Annotated in this window: 15 protein-coding genes and 1 other RNA gene; 8 read left to right on the top strand and 8 right to left on the bottom strand. The window is 44.2% G+C overall.

Going from position 1 to position 16,780, the window contains the following annotated elements:
* The first annotated feature begins 47 nt into the window (after positions 1–47).
* The 3 genes from ACTL4S_RS02955 to ssrS all read left to right on the top strand — a co-directional run bounded on the left by ACTL4S_RS02955 (position 48) and on the right by ssrS (position 1,170).
* Positions 48–605, top strand: coding sequence for a hypothetical protein (locus ACTL4S_RS02955; protein ID WP_005107471.1), 558 nt, complete (start codon positions 48–50; stop codon positions 603–605).
* On the top strand, positions 602–889 hold the full coding sequence (locus ACTL4S_RS02960) for a cell division protein ZapA (protein ID WP_004279505.1): 288 nt from the start codon (positions 602–604) through the stop codon (positions 887–889). The genes ACTL4S_RS02955 and ACTL4S_RS02960 overlap by 4 nt, the downstream gene beginning before the upstream one ends.
* Before the next feature lie 97 nt (positions 890–986).
* Positions 987–1,170, top strand: a non-coding RNA gene (ssrS, locus tag ACTL4S_RS02965) — 6S RNA.
* 205 nt (positions 1,171–1,375) lie between these two features.
* Here the strand turns inward: ssrS and ACTL4S_RS02970 are convergent.
* The 7 genes from ACTL4S_RS02970 to ACTL4S_RS03000 all read right to left on the bottom strand — a co-directional run bounded on the left by ACTL4S_RS02970 (position 1,376) and on the right by ACTL4S_RS03000 (position 9,738).
* Positions 1,376–1,537 carry a YqaE/Pmp3 family membrane protein gene (locus tag ACTL4S_RS02970; protein ID WP_005267030.1) on the bottom strand — a complete coding sequence of 54 codons (162 nt, stop codon included), beginning with the start codon at positions 1,535–1,537 and terminating at the stop codon, positions 1,376–1,378.
* A 306-nt stretch (positions 1,538–1,843) separates the two neighbouring features.
* Positions 1,844–3,130, bottom strand: a complete 1,287-nt coding sequence (locus ACTL4S_RS02975; protein WP_441298747.1) for a PQQ-dependent sugar dehydrogenase — start codon at positions 3,128–3,130, stop codon at positions 1,844–1,846.
* 319 nt (positions 3,131–3,449) lie between these two features.
* Entirely contained in the window at positions 3,450–4,157 is a 708-nt protein-coding gene (locus tag ACTL4S_RS02980; RefSeq protein ID WP_441298722.1) for a GntR family transcriptional regulator, read from the bottom strand.
* Positions 4,158–4,169: 12 nt separating this feature from the next.
* Positions 4,170–7,769: an urea carboxylase gene (uca, locus tag ACTL4S_RS02985; protein WP_441298723.1), complete on the bottom strand. Its 3,600-nt coding sequence runs from the start codon at positions 7,767–7,769 to the stop codon at positions 4,170–4,172.
* Between the two features lie 67 nt (positions 7,770–7,836).
* Positions 7,837–8,100 (bottom strand): hypothetical protein, encoded by a 264-nt coding sequence (locus tag ACTL4S_RS02990; protein WP_396469661.1) that lies wholly within the window; start codon positions 8,098–8,100, stop codon positions 7,837–7,839.
* Between the two features lie 359 nt (positions 8,101–8,459).
* A complete protein-coding gene (locus ACTL4S_RS02995) occupies positions 8,460–9,050 on the bottom strand; it encodes a hypothetical protein (RefSeq protein WP_441298724.1) in 591 nt (196 codons plus the stop codon).
* A 205-nt stretch (positions 9,051–9,255) separates the two neighbouring features.
* Positions 9,256–9,738, bottom strand: coding sequence for a VOC family protein (locus tag ACTL4S_RS03000; RefSeq protein ID WP_441298748.1), 483 nt, complete (start codon positions 9,736–9,738; stop codon positions 9,256–9,258).
* A gap of 431 nt (positions 9,739–10,169) precedes the next feature.
* Between ACTL4S_RS03000 and ACTL4S_RS03005 the strand changes: the two genes are divergently transcribed.
* A complete protein-coding gene (locus ACTL4S_RS03005) occupies positions 10,170–10,751 on the top strand; it encodes a 5-formyltetrahydrofolate cyclo-ligase (protein WP_441298725.1) in 582 nt (193 codons plus the stop codon).
* A 147-nt stretch (positions 10,752–10,898) separates the two neighbouring features.
* Positions 10,899–13,325, top strand: a complete 2,427-nt coding sequence (lon, locus tag ACTL4S_RS03010) for an endopeptidase La (protein WP_044111574.1) — start codon at positions 10,899–10,901, stop codon at positions 13,323–13,325.
* A gap of 72 nt (positions 13,326–13,397) precedes the next feature.
* Here lon and ACTL4S_RS03015 read toward each other — a convergent pair whose 3' ends face one another.
* Positions 13,398–14,330, bottom strand: coding sequence for a M28 family peptidase (locus ACTL4S_RS03015; protein WP_441298726.1), 933 nt, complete (start codon positions 14,328–14,330; stop codon positions 13,398–13,400).
* A 167-nt stretch (positions 14,331–14,497) separates the two neighbouring features.
* Between ACTL4S_RS03015 and rlmH the strand changes: the two genes are divergently transcribed.
* The 3 genes from rlmH to ACTL4S_RS03030 all read left to right on the top strand — a co-directional run bounded on the left by rlmH (position 14,498) and on the right by ACTL4S_RS03030 (position 16,768).
* A complete protein-coding gene (rlmH, locus tag ACTL4S_RS03020) occupies positions 14,498–14,980 on the top strand; it encodes a 23S rRNA (pseudouridine(1915)-N(3))-methyltransferase RlmH (RefSeq protein WP_004646335.1) in 483 nt (160 codons plus the stop codon).
* 110 nt (positions 14,981–15,090) lie between these two features.
* The gene (locus tag ACTL4S_RS03025) at positions 15,091–15,867 is read left to right on the top strand and encodes a DODA-type extradiol aromatic ring-opening family dioxygenase (protein WP_121979874.1); all 777 of its coding nucleotides are present in this window, start codon (positions 15,091–15,093) and stop codon (positions 15,865–15,867) included.
* Positions 15,868–15,994: 127 nt separating this feature from the next.
* Positions 15,995–16,768, top strand: a complete 774-nt coding sequence (locus tag ACTL4S_RS03030) for an META and DUF4377 domain-containing protein (RefSeq protein ID WP_253147635.1) — start codon at positions 15,995–15,997, stop codon at positions 16,766–16,768.
* Positions 16,769–16,780: the final 12 nt, after the last annotated feature.

Consider the following 16,780-nt stretch of genomic DNA (forward strand, 5'->3'; position numbering starts at 1 on the left):
ATACTGCTTATATATTACCTTTGTTTGCAACACTGTGCGACCTCGATATGTTAGAAGAATTACAGCGTCTACAAGTGCAGATCGGCGTGTTAAAAACGCGACTTGCACGGCTTGAAAGTGAAAATTCCAGTTTGCGCGAAGAGCAAGACTCTTCAATGATGCAACATCAACAGCAAATTGAACAAAAAAATAGCGTGATTGCGCAAAAACAACAAGAAAATGAAAATCTGACAGAACAATTGACGGATTCTCGTGCCCAATTTCAACTGCTCAATAATGATGCAACTGCACTGGCAGACCGTTATGGCCGTCTGGAAAAAAGCTGTACCGACCTAAAAAACCGTTTTCAGGAAATTCTGGCTGAACGCAATGAGCTGCGCATAGTTAAGGAAAAGATGATCCTTGAACAGCGTCATGCTCAGCAGGAAATTCAGCGTCTGACTCAGGAATCTGAACGCTTAACCCAGAAAAATGAAAATGCCAAAGCCAAGGTTGAAGCGATTATTCAACGTCTAGCGATTCTCGGTACTGCGCAGGATCATCATGCACAGGAAATTCAACAACTGGCCCATCCGACTGAAGCGACTGAGGAAGCCTCATCATGAGTGAACAAATTGCAATTGATCTCAGAGTATTGGGGCATAGTTTCCGTTTGGCCTCTACTCCTGACAAGCAGGAAGAATTAGAACGTGCGGCACAGTTATTGAATGACAAATATGATGAATTTCGCCGTAAAGCACCACGCATGGAACCGAGTAAGCTGATTATTATGGTAGCACTTGAGCTGATGCAGGAGGTCTTGAATATGAACAGATCACTGCAACAATATGCGCATTGCGAGCGTTTGTTACAAACTATTTTAGAAGAAGTTGAAGAACTGACTGAATAATCTCGAATTCTGTTTAAACTTCGGACATTCGACCGAACTGTTTACAGTTCATGAACAGCATAGAGTTGCCACACCGGGATTATTGTTTATAATTAACTTAACTCTGAGGTGTTCGCCAGCGGGTCTATTCCCCTGCCGATACTAACACTTATGGGTGTGTTCTGTATATTTAGAGTGTATGCCTATCTCCGTATGGGAAACCCAGCAAGTATACGTCGCATCCTCCTTGAACTCATCGGGTTCAGGGTAACGACACATGCAGCGGCATCTTCGGAGTACTTCAATTTCTTTTTCTAAATATAATTAGAATTTTTCCTGAATTTCCTCTTATTTTAATTTTGTAGTATTTCTCTCGAACATTCCTCTAGATTCATTTTATTAATGTATTTATCATCTGGAATGAAAAAAAATCTTTCGCTATAAAAAATATAGAGCTTTTACTTCCGTCAAAATCAAAAACTCTTTCAGTAACTTATTTTCCTATTTTTAGGCTATTTTGTCCCGATATAAAGTATGCATCGCCCAGATTGCAGCAGGAATCCAGCCTAAAATCGAAATTTGCAGCATTAAGCACACTGTCGCTTCGGCTGGTCGATGAAGGGTCATAAATAATGACCAAGGGAATATAAATGCAACAATTGATTTCATTCTTAAAACCCTCTTTTTTGCAACGTTCTAACTTTTATATCCATTTTTTATTGGCACTTAGAACTGGTACTAAGATTTAGATATTTTTAACGGGATCAGCAGAATCTCTGTACATGCTGTAATCCCGCGTAAAAATATCCTGAAAGCCTAATTCAGCCAGCTTAAATGAAGCTTAAAAATTATTTTAAATCCGCTAACCTTTGCATATTTTCAATCAAAATATTGACGTTTGAATGAAACAGTCTTTGCTTTAACTTTTACTTTCCATAGATTCAGATCTGAATAAAATCTTGAATCCCTAGACCTTTATTTACTTACTGCAGCTAGTGTACTCAAGGGTGATACTCGCCAAATCACATCACCGACATCATCAGCAACCAAAATGGCACCTGAAGAATCTACCGCCACACCGACCGGTCGCCCATATGCATCGCCCTGATCACTTAAAAATCCAGTCAAGACATCTTGAGGTGGGCCCATCGGTTGCCCATTCTGAAAGGGAACAAAAATCACTTTATAGCCACTATGCGGTTTGCGGTTCCATGAACCATGCTGGCCAATCAGCGCACCGTTTCGATATTGAGGCATCAGGTCTGCCCTATAGAAGGCCAAGCCCAATGAAGCTGTATGATTGCCCAATGCATAATCCGGTGGAATTGCTTGCGCAACTAAGGCAGGTTTTTGCGGTTTGACCCGTGTATCTACATGTTGGCCATAATAACTATAGGGCCAGCCATAAAAAGCACCTTCTTTGACAGAGGTCAGGTAATCAGGAACCAGATCATTACCGAGCTCATCACGTTCATTCACAACCGTCCAGAGTGTGCCACCCTGTGGTTGCCAGTCCATCCCATTTGGATTACGCAGTCCGGTGGCAAAAGGTCGCGCTTGAGCACTGGCTATGTCAAATTCCATGATCAGTGCCCGACCCTGCTCTTGATCCAGGCCATTTTCAGCCACATTACTGTTGGAACCCACTGTGATATAAAGTTTATTGCCTGCAGGATTGGCAATGACATTTTTGGTCCAGTGATGGTTTAAACGGCCTGCCGGTAAATCCAGCACCTTGGTGCCGGCTGCTGTGATTTGAGTCATCCCGTTCTGATAAGGAAAGCGCATCAAGGCATCAGTATTGGCTACATACAATCTATTACCAATCAGCGCCATACCAAATGGAGAATTGAGATTCTGTAAAAATACGGTTTTTTGTTCAGCTACCCCATCTCCATTGCTATCGCGAAGCAGACTGATGCGGTTAGCACTGGGGTGCGATGAGCCGGCACGCTGCATTACCCATTTCATGATTTTGCCTTTAATCCCTTTGCTGTCATCGGGCTTGGGTGGTGCATCGGTTTCGGCCACCAGTACATCACCATTCGGCAATACATATAGCCAGCGCGGATGTCGCAGTCCTTTGGCAAAGGCCTGAACTTTTAAACCTGTCGCTGGTGTCGGCATTTTACCTTCAGGCCAACCTTTAGCAGGTGCAATATTGACCGTAGGCAGCAAGCTTGATTTTGGTTTGGGCAAATGTGGCTGGGAACCATAACTGTCATTGATAGGCGACTTGGAAGGCATGGCACATCCAGTCATGGTTAGGAGAAGTGCACAGCTAGCACCCGTAAGTAAAAATTGAATAGGCTGATGAAGCATTTTTATCTCTTGTTATTATCATCCTCGACTTACTTTAAAAAACAATTTGAGATGCCACTAGCGGGTTCTTGTTTTTTCTGGTTATGAATTGTTTATCAATTTTGAGTCAGGTCTGATGTTTTTCTTGTTGTAAAAAGCAGTTTATATCTTTAAATGAAATAATGCCAAGCCATTCAGTCTGTGCTTAGCGTAATTTCTAAAGTTAGTTCTATATTTTGATCTAGTCTGTATTTCTTAAAGCTCATGCATCATGACTAACTTACGCAGGACTAGAGGACAACATTTCTAGCGTAATTTTTTTCACCTCATTACGACTGTGCCGGATATGGGCATCTAATATAGAGAGACAGAACGCTGCATCTTGTGCAAGCAGCGCTTTTAAAATCTGTTGATGTTCGGCATAGGTGGCCTCAATCCGATAATCCTTGGAAAAATCCAGACGGCGTATGATGCGAATTTTCTCGCTGATCTCACTGTGAATTTTCGCCATTTCTGTATTGCCGGCTGCAAATACCAAATGACAATGAAATGCTTCATCCTCTACAGATAACCGCCTGAGATCATAGATATATTGTTCTGGTTGAATACACCAGGTTTGAATCAAAATTTCCAGAGCGGCTTTCAACTGATCTTCAGGCATCTGACAAAGTTGTTCGACTGCATAACATTCCAGCAAAATTCGCAGATCATATAACTCCTCATAGGCTTTAAAATTCAGTGGCCGAACCTGCCAGCCACTTCTAAACTGCACCTCGACATAGCCTTCCTGCTGCAGACGATATAAGGCTTGCCGAATGGGTGTACGGCTTACGGCATAGCTTTCAGCAATTTCTGATTCGGTAAACCGTTCTCCCGGCATGAGTTTAAAGTCAAAAATGTCATTTTTAATTTTCTGGAAAACCAGCTCAGACAGATTGTCTGAGCTTTTTCCGGTCGCTTTAGTGGCTGGATTAGGGACAAGGGTCATAGGCTCAATCCATTACTCCATATAAACCAGCGGTTCACCGCTATGCACGGTCTGACCTGAACGGCAGATAATGGCTTTGACAATGCCATCATCGTCAGCATAGACCGGCAGCTCCATTTTCATGGCCTCGATGATGGCCACCGTGTCGCCTTTTTTCACAATCTGCCCGGCTTCTACAAAAATCTTCCAGATATTGCCGGTCATAGAGGCGTTGAGAGGGACATACTGGCTGTAATCGGTATCATCCTGCAGCACTTCTATTTCTACAGGTGCATCAAAATCGTCTTTCCAGCGTTCCACCTCCGCACTAAAAGCAGCTTGCTGCTGTGCTTTAAAAGCAGCAATACTGTCCTGTTCTGCAGCAAGGAAATCCTGATATGCTGCAAAGTCAAACTTACATTCCTCAATTTTAATTTCTGCCCGACCATGGGCGAAATCAGCACGGAACTGATCCAGTTCGGCCTCAGTGACCTCATAATATTTAATCTGGTCAAAAAAGCGTAAGAACCATTGCTGATCGCCAAACTGCTTGTTCTTTTTAAACTTATTCCAGATCGGTACGGTACGGCCAATCAACTGATAGCCACCCGGTGAGTCCATGCCATAAATACACATATACATGCCACCAATCCCGACTGTACCTTCAGCGGTAAAAGTACGGGCCGGATTATATTTGGAACTCAGTAAACGGTGGCGCGGATCAATGGGCACTGCACAAGGTGCAGTCAGATATACATCACCTAGCCCTAAAATCAGATAATTGGCATCATAAATGATGTCCTTGACCTGCTGGCGGTGACTTAAACCATTAATCCGCTGAATAAAATCGACATTATTCGGTAGCCATGGGGCCTTGGCACAGACACTTTCCTGATAACGCTCAACAGCACCCAGAGTCGCTGAGTCCTCAAAGGCCATGGGTAAATGGATAATTCTTGAAGGTATTTTAATGTCACGTAAATCACCCATCTGTTCTTCAAGACCAAGCAGGAAGTGAATCAGTTGCTGCTGGCTCAAACGCAGACCATCATATTTAATCTGCAAGGATCGCACACCAGGTGATAATTCCAGGATACCGTCAAGATCAGCTTCACGGATCAGTTGCATCAAGCGGTGTACGCGCAGGCGTAGGGCCAAATCCAGTACGTTATCACCGTATTCCAGCAAGATATAACTGTCACCTGCCTGACGATATACAGCTTTTGGTGCATCTGGCGTAGCTTCACGCAATGCCAGGATACTTTCTGCTTGAACTGCCACGACTTCAGCCTCGTAGGGCATCTCTGCCTTGGCAAAGTTTTGGAGGGTTTGAATTTGCTGCCGCTCCAGCGCATTGGCCTGCTTTACCGAGATTGGATAGAAGCTAATCGTGTCATCGGCTTTCAGTTGACCAATTTTCCAGAGTTCAGCTTTGGCAATGGTCACCGGACAGACAAAGCCACCCAGGCTCGGACCATCTTTGGCAAGAATTACGGGGAAATCACCGGTAAAGTTAATCGCACCAATGGCATATTCACAGTCATGTACATTGGATGGATGCAGACCCGCTTCACCGCCATTTTCACGCGCCCAGCTTGGCGTCGGTCCGGTTAAACGGATACCCAATCGGTTCGAGTTAAAATGCACTTTCCAGCTTGATGCAAAAAACTCCTCAATATATTCAGCTTTAAAGAAATCAGGAGCGCCATGCGGACCATAGAGCACACCAATTTTCCATTCCTTGCCATAACTTGGAATCAGATCTGTTGCCAAAACTTCAGGTTCTGCAATCGCTAAAGGTAGACCATCGGCGGGCAGCTCAGGATTCACCATCTTAATCATGTCACCAGCCCGTAACACTCGGCCTGCATGTCCACCAAAATTACCTAAAGCAAAGGTAGAACGGCTACCCAGATATTCCGGCACATTCAGACCATTTCGTACAGCCAGGTAGGTCCGGCATCCAGATTCAACCTGTCCAATTTTTAGGGTTTGGCCTGCTTTTACCTGAACAGGCTGCCAGAAATTTACTGCTTCATCATCCAGACTTACCGGACAAGGTGCGCCAGTTAAAGCAATGATATTTTCTGCATGAAATTTGAGGATTGGACCTTGCAGGGTAAATTCAAACCCGGCGGCGGCCTCGACATTCCCAACAATTTTATTGGCCAGCCGGAAGGCATAATCATCCATTGGGCCTGAAGGCGGTACACCAATATCCCAATACCCGACACGACCCGGATAATCCTGAATCGAACTTTGTGTACCCGGCTGAATCACCTCAATCACATTCGGCACATATTTGAAATCATCCAGCATGCGTGTCCAGATCTGCATCTGTTCAAAACGTGGATCTGAAATAACAGTATGCACATAATCCAGATTGGTACTAATACCATTCAGGCGAGTTTCAGCTAAAGCTGATTTAAGCGTATGAATGGCAGTATCACGATCTTCAGCATGCACAATAATCTTGGCAATCATCGGGTCAAAGTATTGGGAAATTTCAGTTCCGGTACTCACCCAGGTATCAACCCGGACATTTTCCGGAAAAAAGACATCGGTCAAAATCCCTGGACTCGGCTGGAAATTCTTAACTGGATCTTCGGCATAGATGCGTACTTCAATCGCTGCACCTTGAGGCTGAATACTGCTTAGATGCTTCCAATCCAGAGTATCACCTGCTGCAACTTTCAACATGCATTCAATCAGGTCTAAACCGGTCACCATTTCAGTCACCGGATGCTCCACCTGCAAACGGGTATTCACTTCAAGGAAATAAAACTCGTCACGTGCTGCATCATAAATAAACTCAACCGTACCGGCACTGCGATATTTCACCGATTTGCCCAGTTCAACTGCCGCCTGATGCAGTTTTTGTCGCGTTGCATCAGGTAAATGAGCCGCTGGTGTTTCTTCCACGACCTTCTGATTACGGCGCTGCAGTGAACAGTCGCGTTCGCCCAAAGCCACTACCTGTCCCTGTCCATCTCCAAAAATCTGAACTTCGACATGACGGGCTTTATCGATAAAGCGTTCCAGAAACACCCCTGCATCCTTAAAGAACTGCTCGCCCAGACGTTTTACACTTTCATACGCCTCCTGAAGTGCTTCTGCATCATCACAACGGGTCAAGCCAATTCCGCCACCGCCTGCTGTGCTTTTTAGCATAATTGGATAACCAATTTTTTCAGCTTCTGCCAAAGCTTCGTCCAGACTATTTAGCAGACCTGTACCGGGAGTCATGGGTACATTGGCAGCTGCAGCAAGTTCACGGGCACGATGTTTTAAACCAAACTCTAAAATCTGTTCAGCTGTTGGCCCCATAAAGGCAATATTATTTTCTTCGCAGGCACGGGCAAAATCGGCACTTTCTGACAGAAAACCATAACCTGGGAAAATTGCTTCTGCGCCATTTTGTTTGGCTGCGGCAATCAGTTTTTCGATACTTAAATAGGTATCACTCGGTTTGGTGCCTTCTAAGGACACTGCAATATCTGCATTAATCACATGCTGTGCGTAACGGTCCGTTTCTGAATAGACAGCTATACTGGTTACGCCCATTTTTTTTAATGTGCGAATGGCACGAACGGCAATTTCGCCGCGATTTGCAATCAGTACAGTTTTAAACATGTGAATCCCCTTTTATTCTCTCTATTTTTTGAATCTGCTGAATGGATCGATTTCGTTTTTTTCTGATTCAGCTGCTGTATATAAACCCGCTACCGACTATGTTCGCTGCTCTCTGTCGTAGCCTTTGATGCATACCGTCTGCAAATACAGCTTTTTTAAATGCATCGATTTTTGCTTGAAGAGGTGCAGCAGTCGCAACCGAAATCCAGACAAGTTCACCCACTTCAACATGGGTAGTGCGTTGAGCAAGATGATTCAGTTGAAGCTGTTTTGGTTGATCGGCATCGCGCCATTTTAGGACTGTCCAGCCGATCATTTTCTGATAAAGCATTCTGTATCCATTCTTGTATCCAAGTTTGAATACAGTTATGCAGAACTTATGCCAGTTTAATTTTCTATATTATTTTCAATATTTTAATAAAATTTAAGATGTATAAATTAGGGAGAATTTCGTTAGATGATTGTTTTTGGTTCAGGCTGTTTTCAATTCAGTGCAAAAATTATTCTGCAACTCATATTGTATAATCTGCATCATCTCAACTTTTGCAATGCTCATATAAAAGCCCATCTGTTGATGAGCTTCTAAGTGAACTATTCTATTTGTAGCTTAGTACAGTCATAAAAATTGAGTGTATTAAATACCTGAATTGAAAGGTTTGAATCAGCGTGTATTCGTCATTACGGTATTCACTATTTCACCGGGATCATTAAGTGCTGATAAGGCGTCCCAGACCACATGACATAAGGCACAGCGGTATCCGGTTGCGTATGTTTAGGATACATATCATAGAAACGAGCTTCAGCACCGACGATCATGACATGGGGACCCATTTCGACCCAATGATTGCCCGTACTAGGCTTCTTGGCATAGGGATCGACGTTACTGGCATCTGTGCCCCCTGCCAGCATATACATAAAGCCTACTTTTCCAACTGTGGGCGGCTTATTCCCCATCCAGGCTTCTGCCCATTCTAGAGCGGCCTGATCCATACACATTGGGTCTGGACCCGGAGTGGTCGGATTATCCGGCATACAGGTAAAACCATTATTGCCTTTGCGCAAGGTACGCATTTTGCCATCTGCACCGACAGCGACAATCGTGGCCGCAGCGGCTACTTTTTTAGGTGCGGCAGTCATGGCACTCGCGATGGCTTTCTTATCGGCGGCAGAGGAAGCTATGCCTGAGCTGGCTTTGCCCGACATGGGCGGTTCAACGGCCAAAGCGGCAGGTACAGACAACGCGACCCAGCCCGCTATAAGCAGTAATTGAGGAAAATTCATGGCACATTCTCCTTGAATCATCATGAAGAAATTGGATTTAGGTTCAGATCAAGTTGGATTGATCTGTAATTTTTGTAACGCATCCTTATAGGGTTGAGGGATAATTTGAGTTGATCAAAAGAAAGGAGAAGATCCTAATTGGAGTGAAATTGCGCTACACAGCAATATCAACTGCAATGAAAGACAATATCTTTATCTTTGGCGCTTAACTACGAAATGCCGCTTCGATCACGGAGATGTCAATTTTTTTCATGGTCATCATCGCATTAAATGCGCGCTTGGCCGCAGCACGGTCAGGACTGTTACAGGCGTTGATGAGGACCACTGGCGTAATCTGCCAGGAAATACCCCACTTGTCTTTACACCATCCACATTCGCTTTCCTGACCGCCATTGCCAACAATGGCATTCCAGTAGCGATCTGTTTCTTCTTGGTCTTCAGTCGCCACCTGAAATGAAAATGTTTCATTATGCTGAAAACCAGGACCACCGTTCAACCCGATGCAGGCAACGCCCATTACTGTAAATTCGACCGTAATGACATCACCTTCTTTCCCAGAGGGATAATCTCCAGGGGCAAGGTTGATCGCGCCAACTGAGGAGCCTGGAAAGGTTTCTGCATAAAATCGTGCTGCACCTTCGGCATCGTCATCGTACCAAAGGCAGACGGTGTTCTTCGCAATATTCATCATCTTCAATCTCCATTGATTTAGGTCTTACGCGTTCTGCCTAAGTCCAATGTGTCCCATATATCGGTCGAGAATAGTTATATGATCCCTTGTCTATCTTTCACCAAAAACAGAATAAACCTACTTTAGAATTGTATTTTTATTGATCGAAAGCTGTTTCAAAGTGCTTAAACTCATGCATTTCCAGAGTTTGTCACTGAACAATTGATTGCTTGGAAAATCGTGAATCAAAGAAAATAAATTGACCGTTTCAACACATTTTAACAACCAGTGATGCAACTGTTTTTTAACTTTGAAACTGGTGACAAATTAGCTAAATTTAAATCAGCAGATACGGAATAATATAAAATTGCAGCTTACAATTATTTTTTACTTTTCCAGAATTCCCACTTAGACTAGAGCACAATTTTGTTGCATATGCTTTTTGCCCTATGATCATTCAGGAATTAAGAAGATACCTTCGTAAAACGCGTCGTCATCTCTCTAAATTTGAGCAAAGGCAATCCGCACAAAAAGTTCTAAACTGTCTGATCCGCAGTCCAGAATTTATTCATGCCCAACGTATTGGCCTGTATTTGCATGCTTTTGGGGAGATTCAGACCCAGGCGATTATTGAACGCTGCTTTAAACTGGGCAAACAGGTGTATCTACCAGCGATTTGCGACATGAATCAGCAGCTGGTCTGGATCCGGATCAGCCAGCACCAATACCATAACAAGCGCTTTGCCCATCATCGGCTGGGTATGCGAGAGCCCATGAGCACCCGTGGTGTACATGTTTCCAAACTGGATTTATTGCTCATGCCACTATTGGCCTGTGATACTTCGGGCACACGGATTGGTATGGGCGGCGGTTTTTATGATCGTACCTTGGCTTCTGCACCTAGGCGTCCATTCCGTCTGGGGCTGGCGCATGACTTTCAACTGCTGGCACAGCCGTTAAAACGTGAAACATGGGATCAGCCCCTTGATGCTTTAATCACCCCGACAGTTTTTATAAAGTTCAAACGTTAATTTTGCAATTTTACCCTTGCTAACTACTTTAAAATCACATAATTAGTCATTTTTCATACAATTTAATCTTAACTGCCCTTGTATTTTTAAAATTACCCATCACTATTAAAAGCATGGCAACACCGTTGTCACTCATTAGGAGTGCTCATGTCTGAAATTATTATGAATCAAGAAACCTTAGAGCCTCAGGTTCCAAGTGTACTACCCCTTTTGGCGTTGCGTGATGTGGTGGTTTATCCGCATATGCAAATTGCGCTGTTTGTCGGTCGTGAAAAATCGATCAATGCAGTTGATGTGGCTCGTAACAGTGACAATCTAGTATTTGTAGTTGCGCAAAAAGATTCGCTTACAGAAGAAATTGATCACGACAATTTATATCAATACGGTACTGTCGCGAAGATTGTGCAAGTTGTGAATCACGAAAATGATGAAAACTGTATTAAAGTCCTGATCGAAGGCCTACACCGTGCCAAGCTGAAAACCATCATTGACGAAACTGAGTATCTGACAGCAGAGCATGAACTCAGCCCAATGACGGTGAGCGTCGATGCAGACACCCAAGCTGTGCGCTTGCAGGAATTACGTGCGCTTTTCGCTCAATATGCAGAAGCGAAACTTCGTAATGCGCGTGAACTGATCACCGCAGCCAACAAAATTGAAGATCTATTACAGTTATTGTTCTTCGTCGCAACCCGTGTTCCATTGAATATTGATGTCAAACAGAAATTCCTGGAACATGACGAATTCGAAGCGCATTTGACTGAGTTGATGACTTATCTATTGCAACAGTCTGAAGAACAACAGATTGAGCAAACCCTGCATGACTCTGTTAAACGTCAGATGGAAAAGAACCAGCGCGAATACTTCCTGAATGAAAAAATGAAAGTCATTCAGCGCGAGCTTTCTGATATGAACGGCGGCGCGGAAGATGATGTCGCTGAAATTGAAAAACGTCTTGCTGAAGCAGATTTGCCTGAGCATGTACGCAAGAAAGCTGAAAACGAGTTCCGCAAGCTGAAAGCGATGCAGCCTGCTTCGAGTGAAGCTGCTGTGGTACGCAACTATCTGGAAGTGATTCTAGATACACCGTGGAATAAAGCCAGCAAAGTCAGCATTAACCTGAACAAAGCACAGGAAATTCTGGATGCAGACCACTATGGTCTGGACGATGTCAAAGATCGCATTGTGGAATATCTGGCAGTTCAGTCTCGTGTGAAAAAATTGCGTGGTCCGATTCTGTGTTTGGTTGGTCCTCCAGGTGTGGGTAAAACTTCACTCGGCGAATCAATTGCCAAAGCAACTGGTCGTGAGTTCGTGCGTATGGCGCTGGGCGGCGTGCGTGACGAAGCTGAAATTCGCGGTCACCGTCGTACCTATATCGGTGCGATGCCAGGTAAAATCGTACAGTCATTGACTAAAGTGGGTGTAAAAAACCCGTTGTTCCTGCTCGATGAAATCGACAAGATGGCGCAAGACTACCGTGGCGATCCGGCTTCCGCGATGCTTGAAGTACTTGATCCATCACAGAACAATAAGTTCAGCGATCACTATCTGGATCTAGATCTGGACCTGTCTGAAGTAATGTTTATCTGTACCGCGAACAGTATGAACATTCCTGAGGCGCTGCTGGACCGTATGGAAGTGATTCGTCTTCCGGGTTATACCGAAGAAGAGAAAGTCAATATTGCGGATCGTTACCTTGTTCCTAAAGCAATCAAGAACAATGGTCTACGTGCCAAAGAATTGACCGTGCATGAAGAGGCGATTCGTGACATCGTGCGCCGTTATACCCGTGAAGCCGGTGTTCGTAACCTTGAACGTGAAGTGTCAAAAATTGCACGTAAAGTGGTAAAAGAAGCGGTTAGCAAGAAAGCCAAAAACCTTCAGGTTGAAGTGACCGCAGGAAATCTTCCAGATTACTTGGGTCCACATAAATTTGACTACGGTATGGCGGAAGAAGAAGCGCAAATTGGCCGTGTAAATGGTCTGGCTTGGACTTCTGTCGGCGGTGAATTACTGACCATTGAAGTTGCAGCAGTCCCAGGTAAAGGCAAGTTCATTACCACCGGTTCTCTTGGCGATGTCATGAAAGAATCGATTACCGCTGCGATGACTGTAGTGCGTACCCGTGCGGATGAACTCGGCATCGAAGCCTCGCGCTTTGAAGAAACCGACGTGCATGTGCATTTACCTGAAGGCGCAACACCGAAAGATGGTCCATCGGCAGGTTTGGCTTTGACTACAGCATTGGTATCTGCTTTCACGGGTATCCCGATTCGTCCGGATATCGCGATGACAGGTGAAACCAGTCTGGGCGGTCGTGCGCTGCGTATCGGTGGCTTGAAAGAGAAACTTTTGGCAGCCCATCGTGGTGGCATCAAGCTGGTATTCATTCCACAGGAAAACGTACGTGACCTGGCGGAAATTCCAGAAAATGTCAAAGAAGGTCTAGAAATTAAAGCCGTAAAATCGATTGATGAGATTTTACCGCTGGCACTGACCTCTTTGCCAAAAGCCTTGGTTAAAGCACCAATTGTGAAAACCAAAGAAGAAGCGAAAGCAGCGCGTCATTAAGACTTGATGTTTCGTATAAAAAACCCTGCTTCGGCAGGGTTTTTTATTGAGTTATTGAATAAAACAACTGAATTATGGCTGTAGTGCCATCGTAACCAATCCATCAATCACATGAGTCATCTTGTTCAGATCAAGCTTGTCTAAAGTATCCAATTCGGTATTGTAATAAGGATTACGATAATTCGCAGTATCGGTAATCAACATGGTCGAATAGTTGAATTTGGCATAATTCAGATAGCCAGAGAAATTCATATCCTGAGCAAAACTTGGGCTAACAAAGCGTTGACACTCCAGACGGTTAAAACGCTGCATGGCATCACAATAATCTCCAGTCAGGCCAGTTGAGGCTAAATGCCCAATCGTTGCAATGAAATTACCATGTCGTGGATAAATCCACTTTAATCCCACCGGATAGCTCTGCACCTGATGTTCATCAAAATAGCCAATCGAATCCAGAATCACCACGCCCTTAATTTTCTGCTTCTGCTTTTTTAAAGATTTGGCATGCATATAACTACCCATATGTTCTGTCTTGAAAAAAGGCGGCTCTTCAAGGGTATAGAAAGCAAATTCGACATCATGTTTGAGCTTGGCTTTTTGCAGGGCCAGTAATCTTGCGGTTTCAAGTAAACCCGCTACTCCTGAGGCATTATTATCAGCACCGTTTCGGGTACTAAAGACATCATAATGCGCTCCCATCACCATTTTGGTTTTGGCTTGAGTATCCAAGCTACAGATGACATTTCGGTAACTCAGGTTATTGACTACATAAACCTGAAACTGGCATGGGATGCCAAAGCGCTGCATCTGCCCTTTAATCCAGGCAGACACCCGGTTCAGCTCTTTCAGATTTTTATAATTTCGGTATTCATCGACACTCATGATCTGGCTAAAAAATAATTCCAGATGAGAGACCTGAGCATTTTTGCTCGAATTGGCTGCACAGAGACTAGGCCCCATGAGGCCTATCAGTAACAGCAGCACAGTACAACATCCTTTTATCATGACACTGTTCCGCATTTATTATTATTCCATTCCTTTATCAAGCGGATACTTGAACTACGGACATTAAAGCAACACTAAATCTCTCATTTCAATTTCAATTTGTTTCCCTGCTCAACTTCATGTTGTTTGATCGTTATAATGAGGTATCCAATTATTGATCTGTCTGTATGAAAATCCGTATCCTGACCATTGGTCAAAAAATGCCAGCGTGGGTGCTGACTGGTTTTGAAGATTATTTCAAACGTATTCAGCCTTTTGTACAGACCCAGATTATTGAACTGCCGATGGCCAAGCGCGGGAAAAATGATTCTGAAGCGGATATTCTGAAATACCGTAATATTGAGGGCGACAGTATTTTAAATGCGCTCAAGCAGAATGAAACCCTGATTGCGCTTGAAGTGGGCGGACGTGAATTCAGTACCGAAAAACTGGCTGAAACCATGAAAGGCTGGATGCTGGAAGGCAATGATGTAGCACTTGCGATTGGCGGGCCGGATGGTCACTCAGAAGCCGTGCGTAAAGCTGCTGCATGGCACTGGTCACTTTCCAAGTTAACCCTGCCGCATCCACTGGTACGTGTCATGCTGATCGAGCAGCTTTATCGTGCCATGAGCATCAATAACAACCATCCTTATCACCGAGCAGGCTAATGATTTTGCTGAAGCGTTCTTCATATGCAACGTTTTGTTGAATAATCTCTTCTGCTCTTATTTCTATTTTTCATGCATTATTGAGGCATCTTCCAGATGTGGTTTGACTTATGAACTTACAAACGTTGCCCGGCTTATTTATTTCTCATGGCTCTCCTATGCTGGCGCTGAATCCAGAACAAGTGGGTCCTGCCTTGCATCGTTTGAGCGAAAATCTGCCGCGCCCGGAAGCGATTATTGTGATGTCCGCGCACTGGGAAAGTGATGCGCTGGAAGTGAGTAGCGCAATTCGCCCAGAAACCTGGCATGATTTTCGTGGTTTCCCGCCTGAACTGTATCAATTGCGCTATCCTGCACCGGGAAATCCTGAACTGGCCGAAAAAGTCTTAGGCTTGCTGGCCAATGCCGGCTTTTCTGCACATGCCAACAGTACCCGTCCGCGTGATCATGGCGTATGGATGCCACTGCTACATATGTATCCAGATGCCAACATTCCCGTGGTAGAAATTTCCTTACCCATGTCGATGAGCGCGGATGAGATTTATCAGATTGGTCAAAGTCTTGCACCTTTACGTGAACAGCAAATCCTGCTGATTGGTTCGGGCAGTATTACCCATAATTTACGTGAACTGTCTTGGGATGGATCGGCTGCTGATGTACCCGAATGGGCCTCAGGCTTCCGTAATTTTGTGGTGCATAAACTGACGCATAGCGATTATGATGCGGTACTGGACTGGTCCAATATTCCGCATATGGCGCGTAATCATCCAACACTGGAACACTTTGCTCCGATTTTCTTTGCAATGGGCACAGGTCAGCGTTTTAGTTTGGTGCATAGCAGTTTTACCATGGGTTCACTCGGCATGGATATTTATCGCTTCGATTAATCTTGCTTCAGCGCTAAAATCTTAATGATGGATACATTTTTCGACTTAAAGCTGCGAAATGTATCCATATTGTTTTGCAATACATCCATTATTATTGTTTGAACTTTATATACTTCATTATAAGTCCATGAAATTAAAATTTATTGTGCTGGCATTATTGCCTTTAACTTTTGCAGGCTGTCAGTCCAGTGATATTCAACGAGCTGGAGATCTTGCGGTGGCCACCATCCAACAAAAAAATGCAGATCAGATTCTTCCAGCCTATTACTGGGAACTGAATCGTGGACTAGAACGACCCGTTGTACTGAGTTTCAACGCTCAAGGCCGGCTGAGCGCCGTGACGGGCTGTAATGGACTCGGGACGACCTGGTCAGTCAAAAACAATATCATCACCACCAGCGAAGTTATAGGCACTGAAATGGCCTGTGATGCAGCATTGATGGAGCAGGAACGTTTTGTCAGCCAACTTTTACAGAAGCGTGACATTCCTTTTACGCTCAATACCACAGATCCTGACAAGCCGACCCTAATGTTGATGGCCGCAAATGGTCAAACCTATGAATTTATCGGGAAAATGACTCCGGAAACCAAATACCAAGGACAGGCTGAAACAATTTTTCTGGAAATTTCCCCCGATACCAAACAATGTACCGGCGTAACCCAACAAAGCTGCTTGCAAGTCAAAGAAGTGAAATATGATCAGAATGGCCTGAAAACTCAGGTGGATAAGGACTGGACTTTATTCTATGACCAGATCGAAGGTTTTCAGCATTCACAGAATGAGCGGCAGATTATTCGGGTCAAACGTTTTGAAATTAAGCATCCGGCAGCTGATCAATCGAAATATGCCTATATTTTTGATATGGCGGTTGAGCGTGAAATAGTTAAGGGTGCTCTTTAAGGCTAAAAATAC

Origin of the sequence: Acinetobacter lwoffii (genome assembly GCF_052078135.1) — a bacterium.
Taxonomy (GTDB): Bacteria; Pseudomonadota; Gammaproteobacteria; order Pseudomonadales; family Moraxellaceae; genus Acinetobacter; species Acinetobacter lwoffii_Z.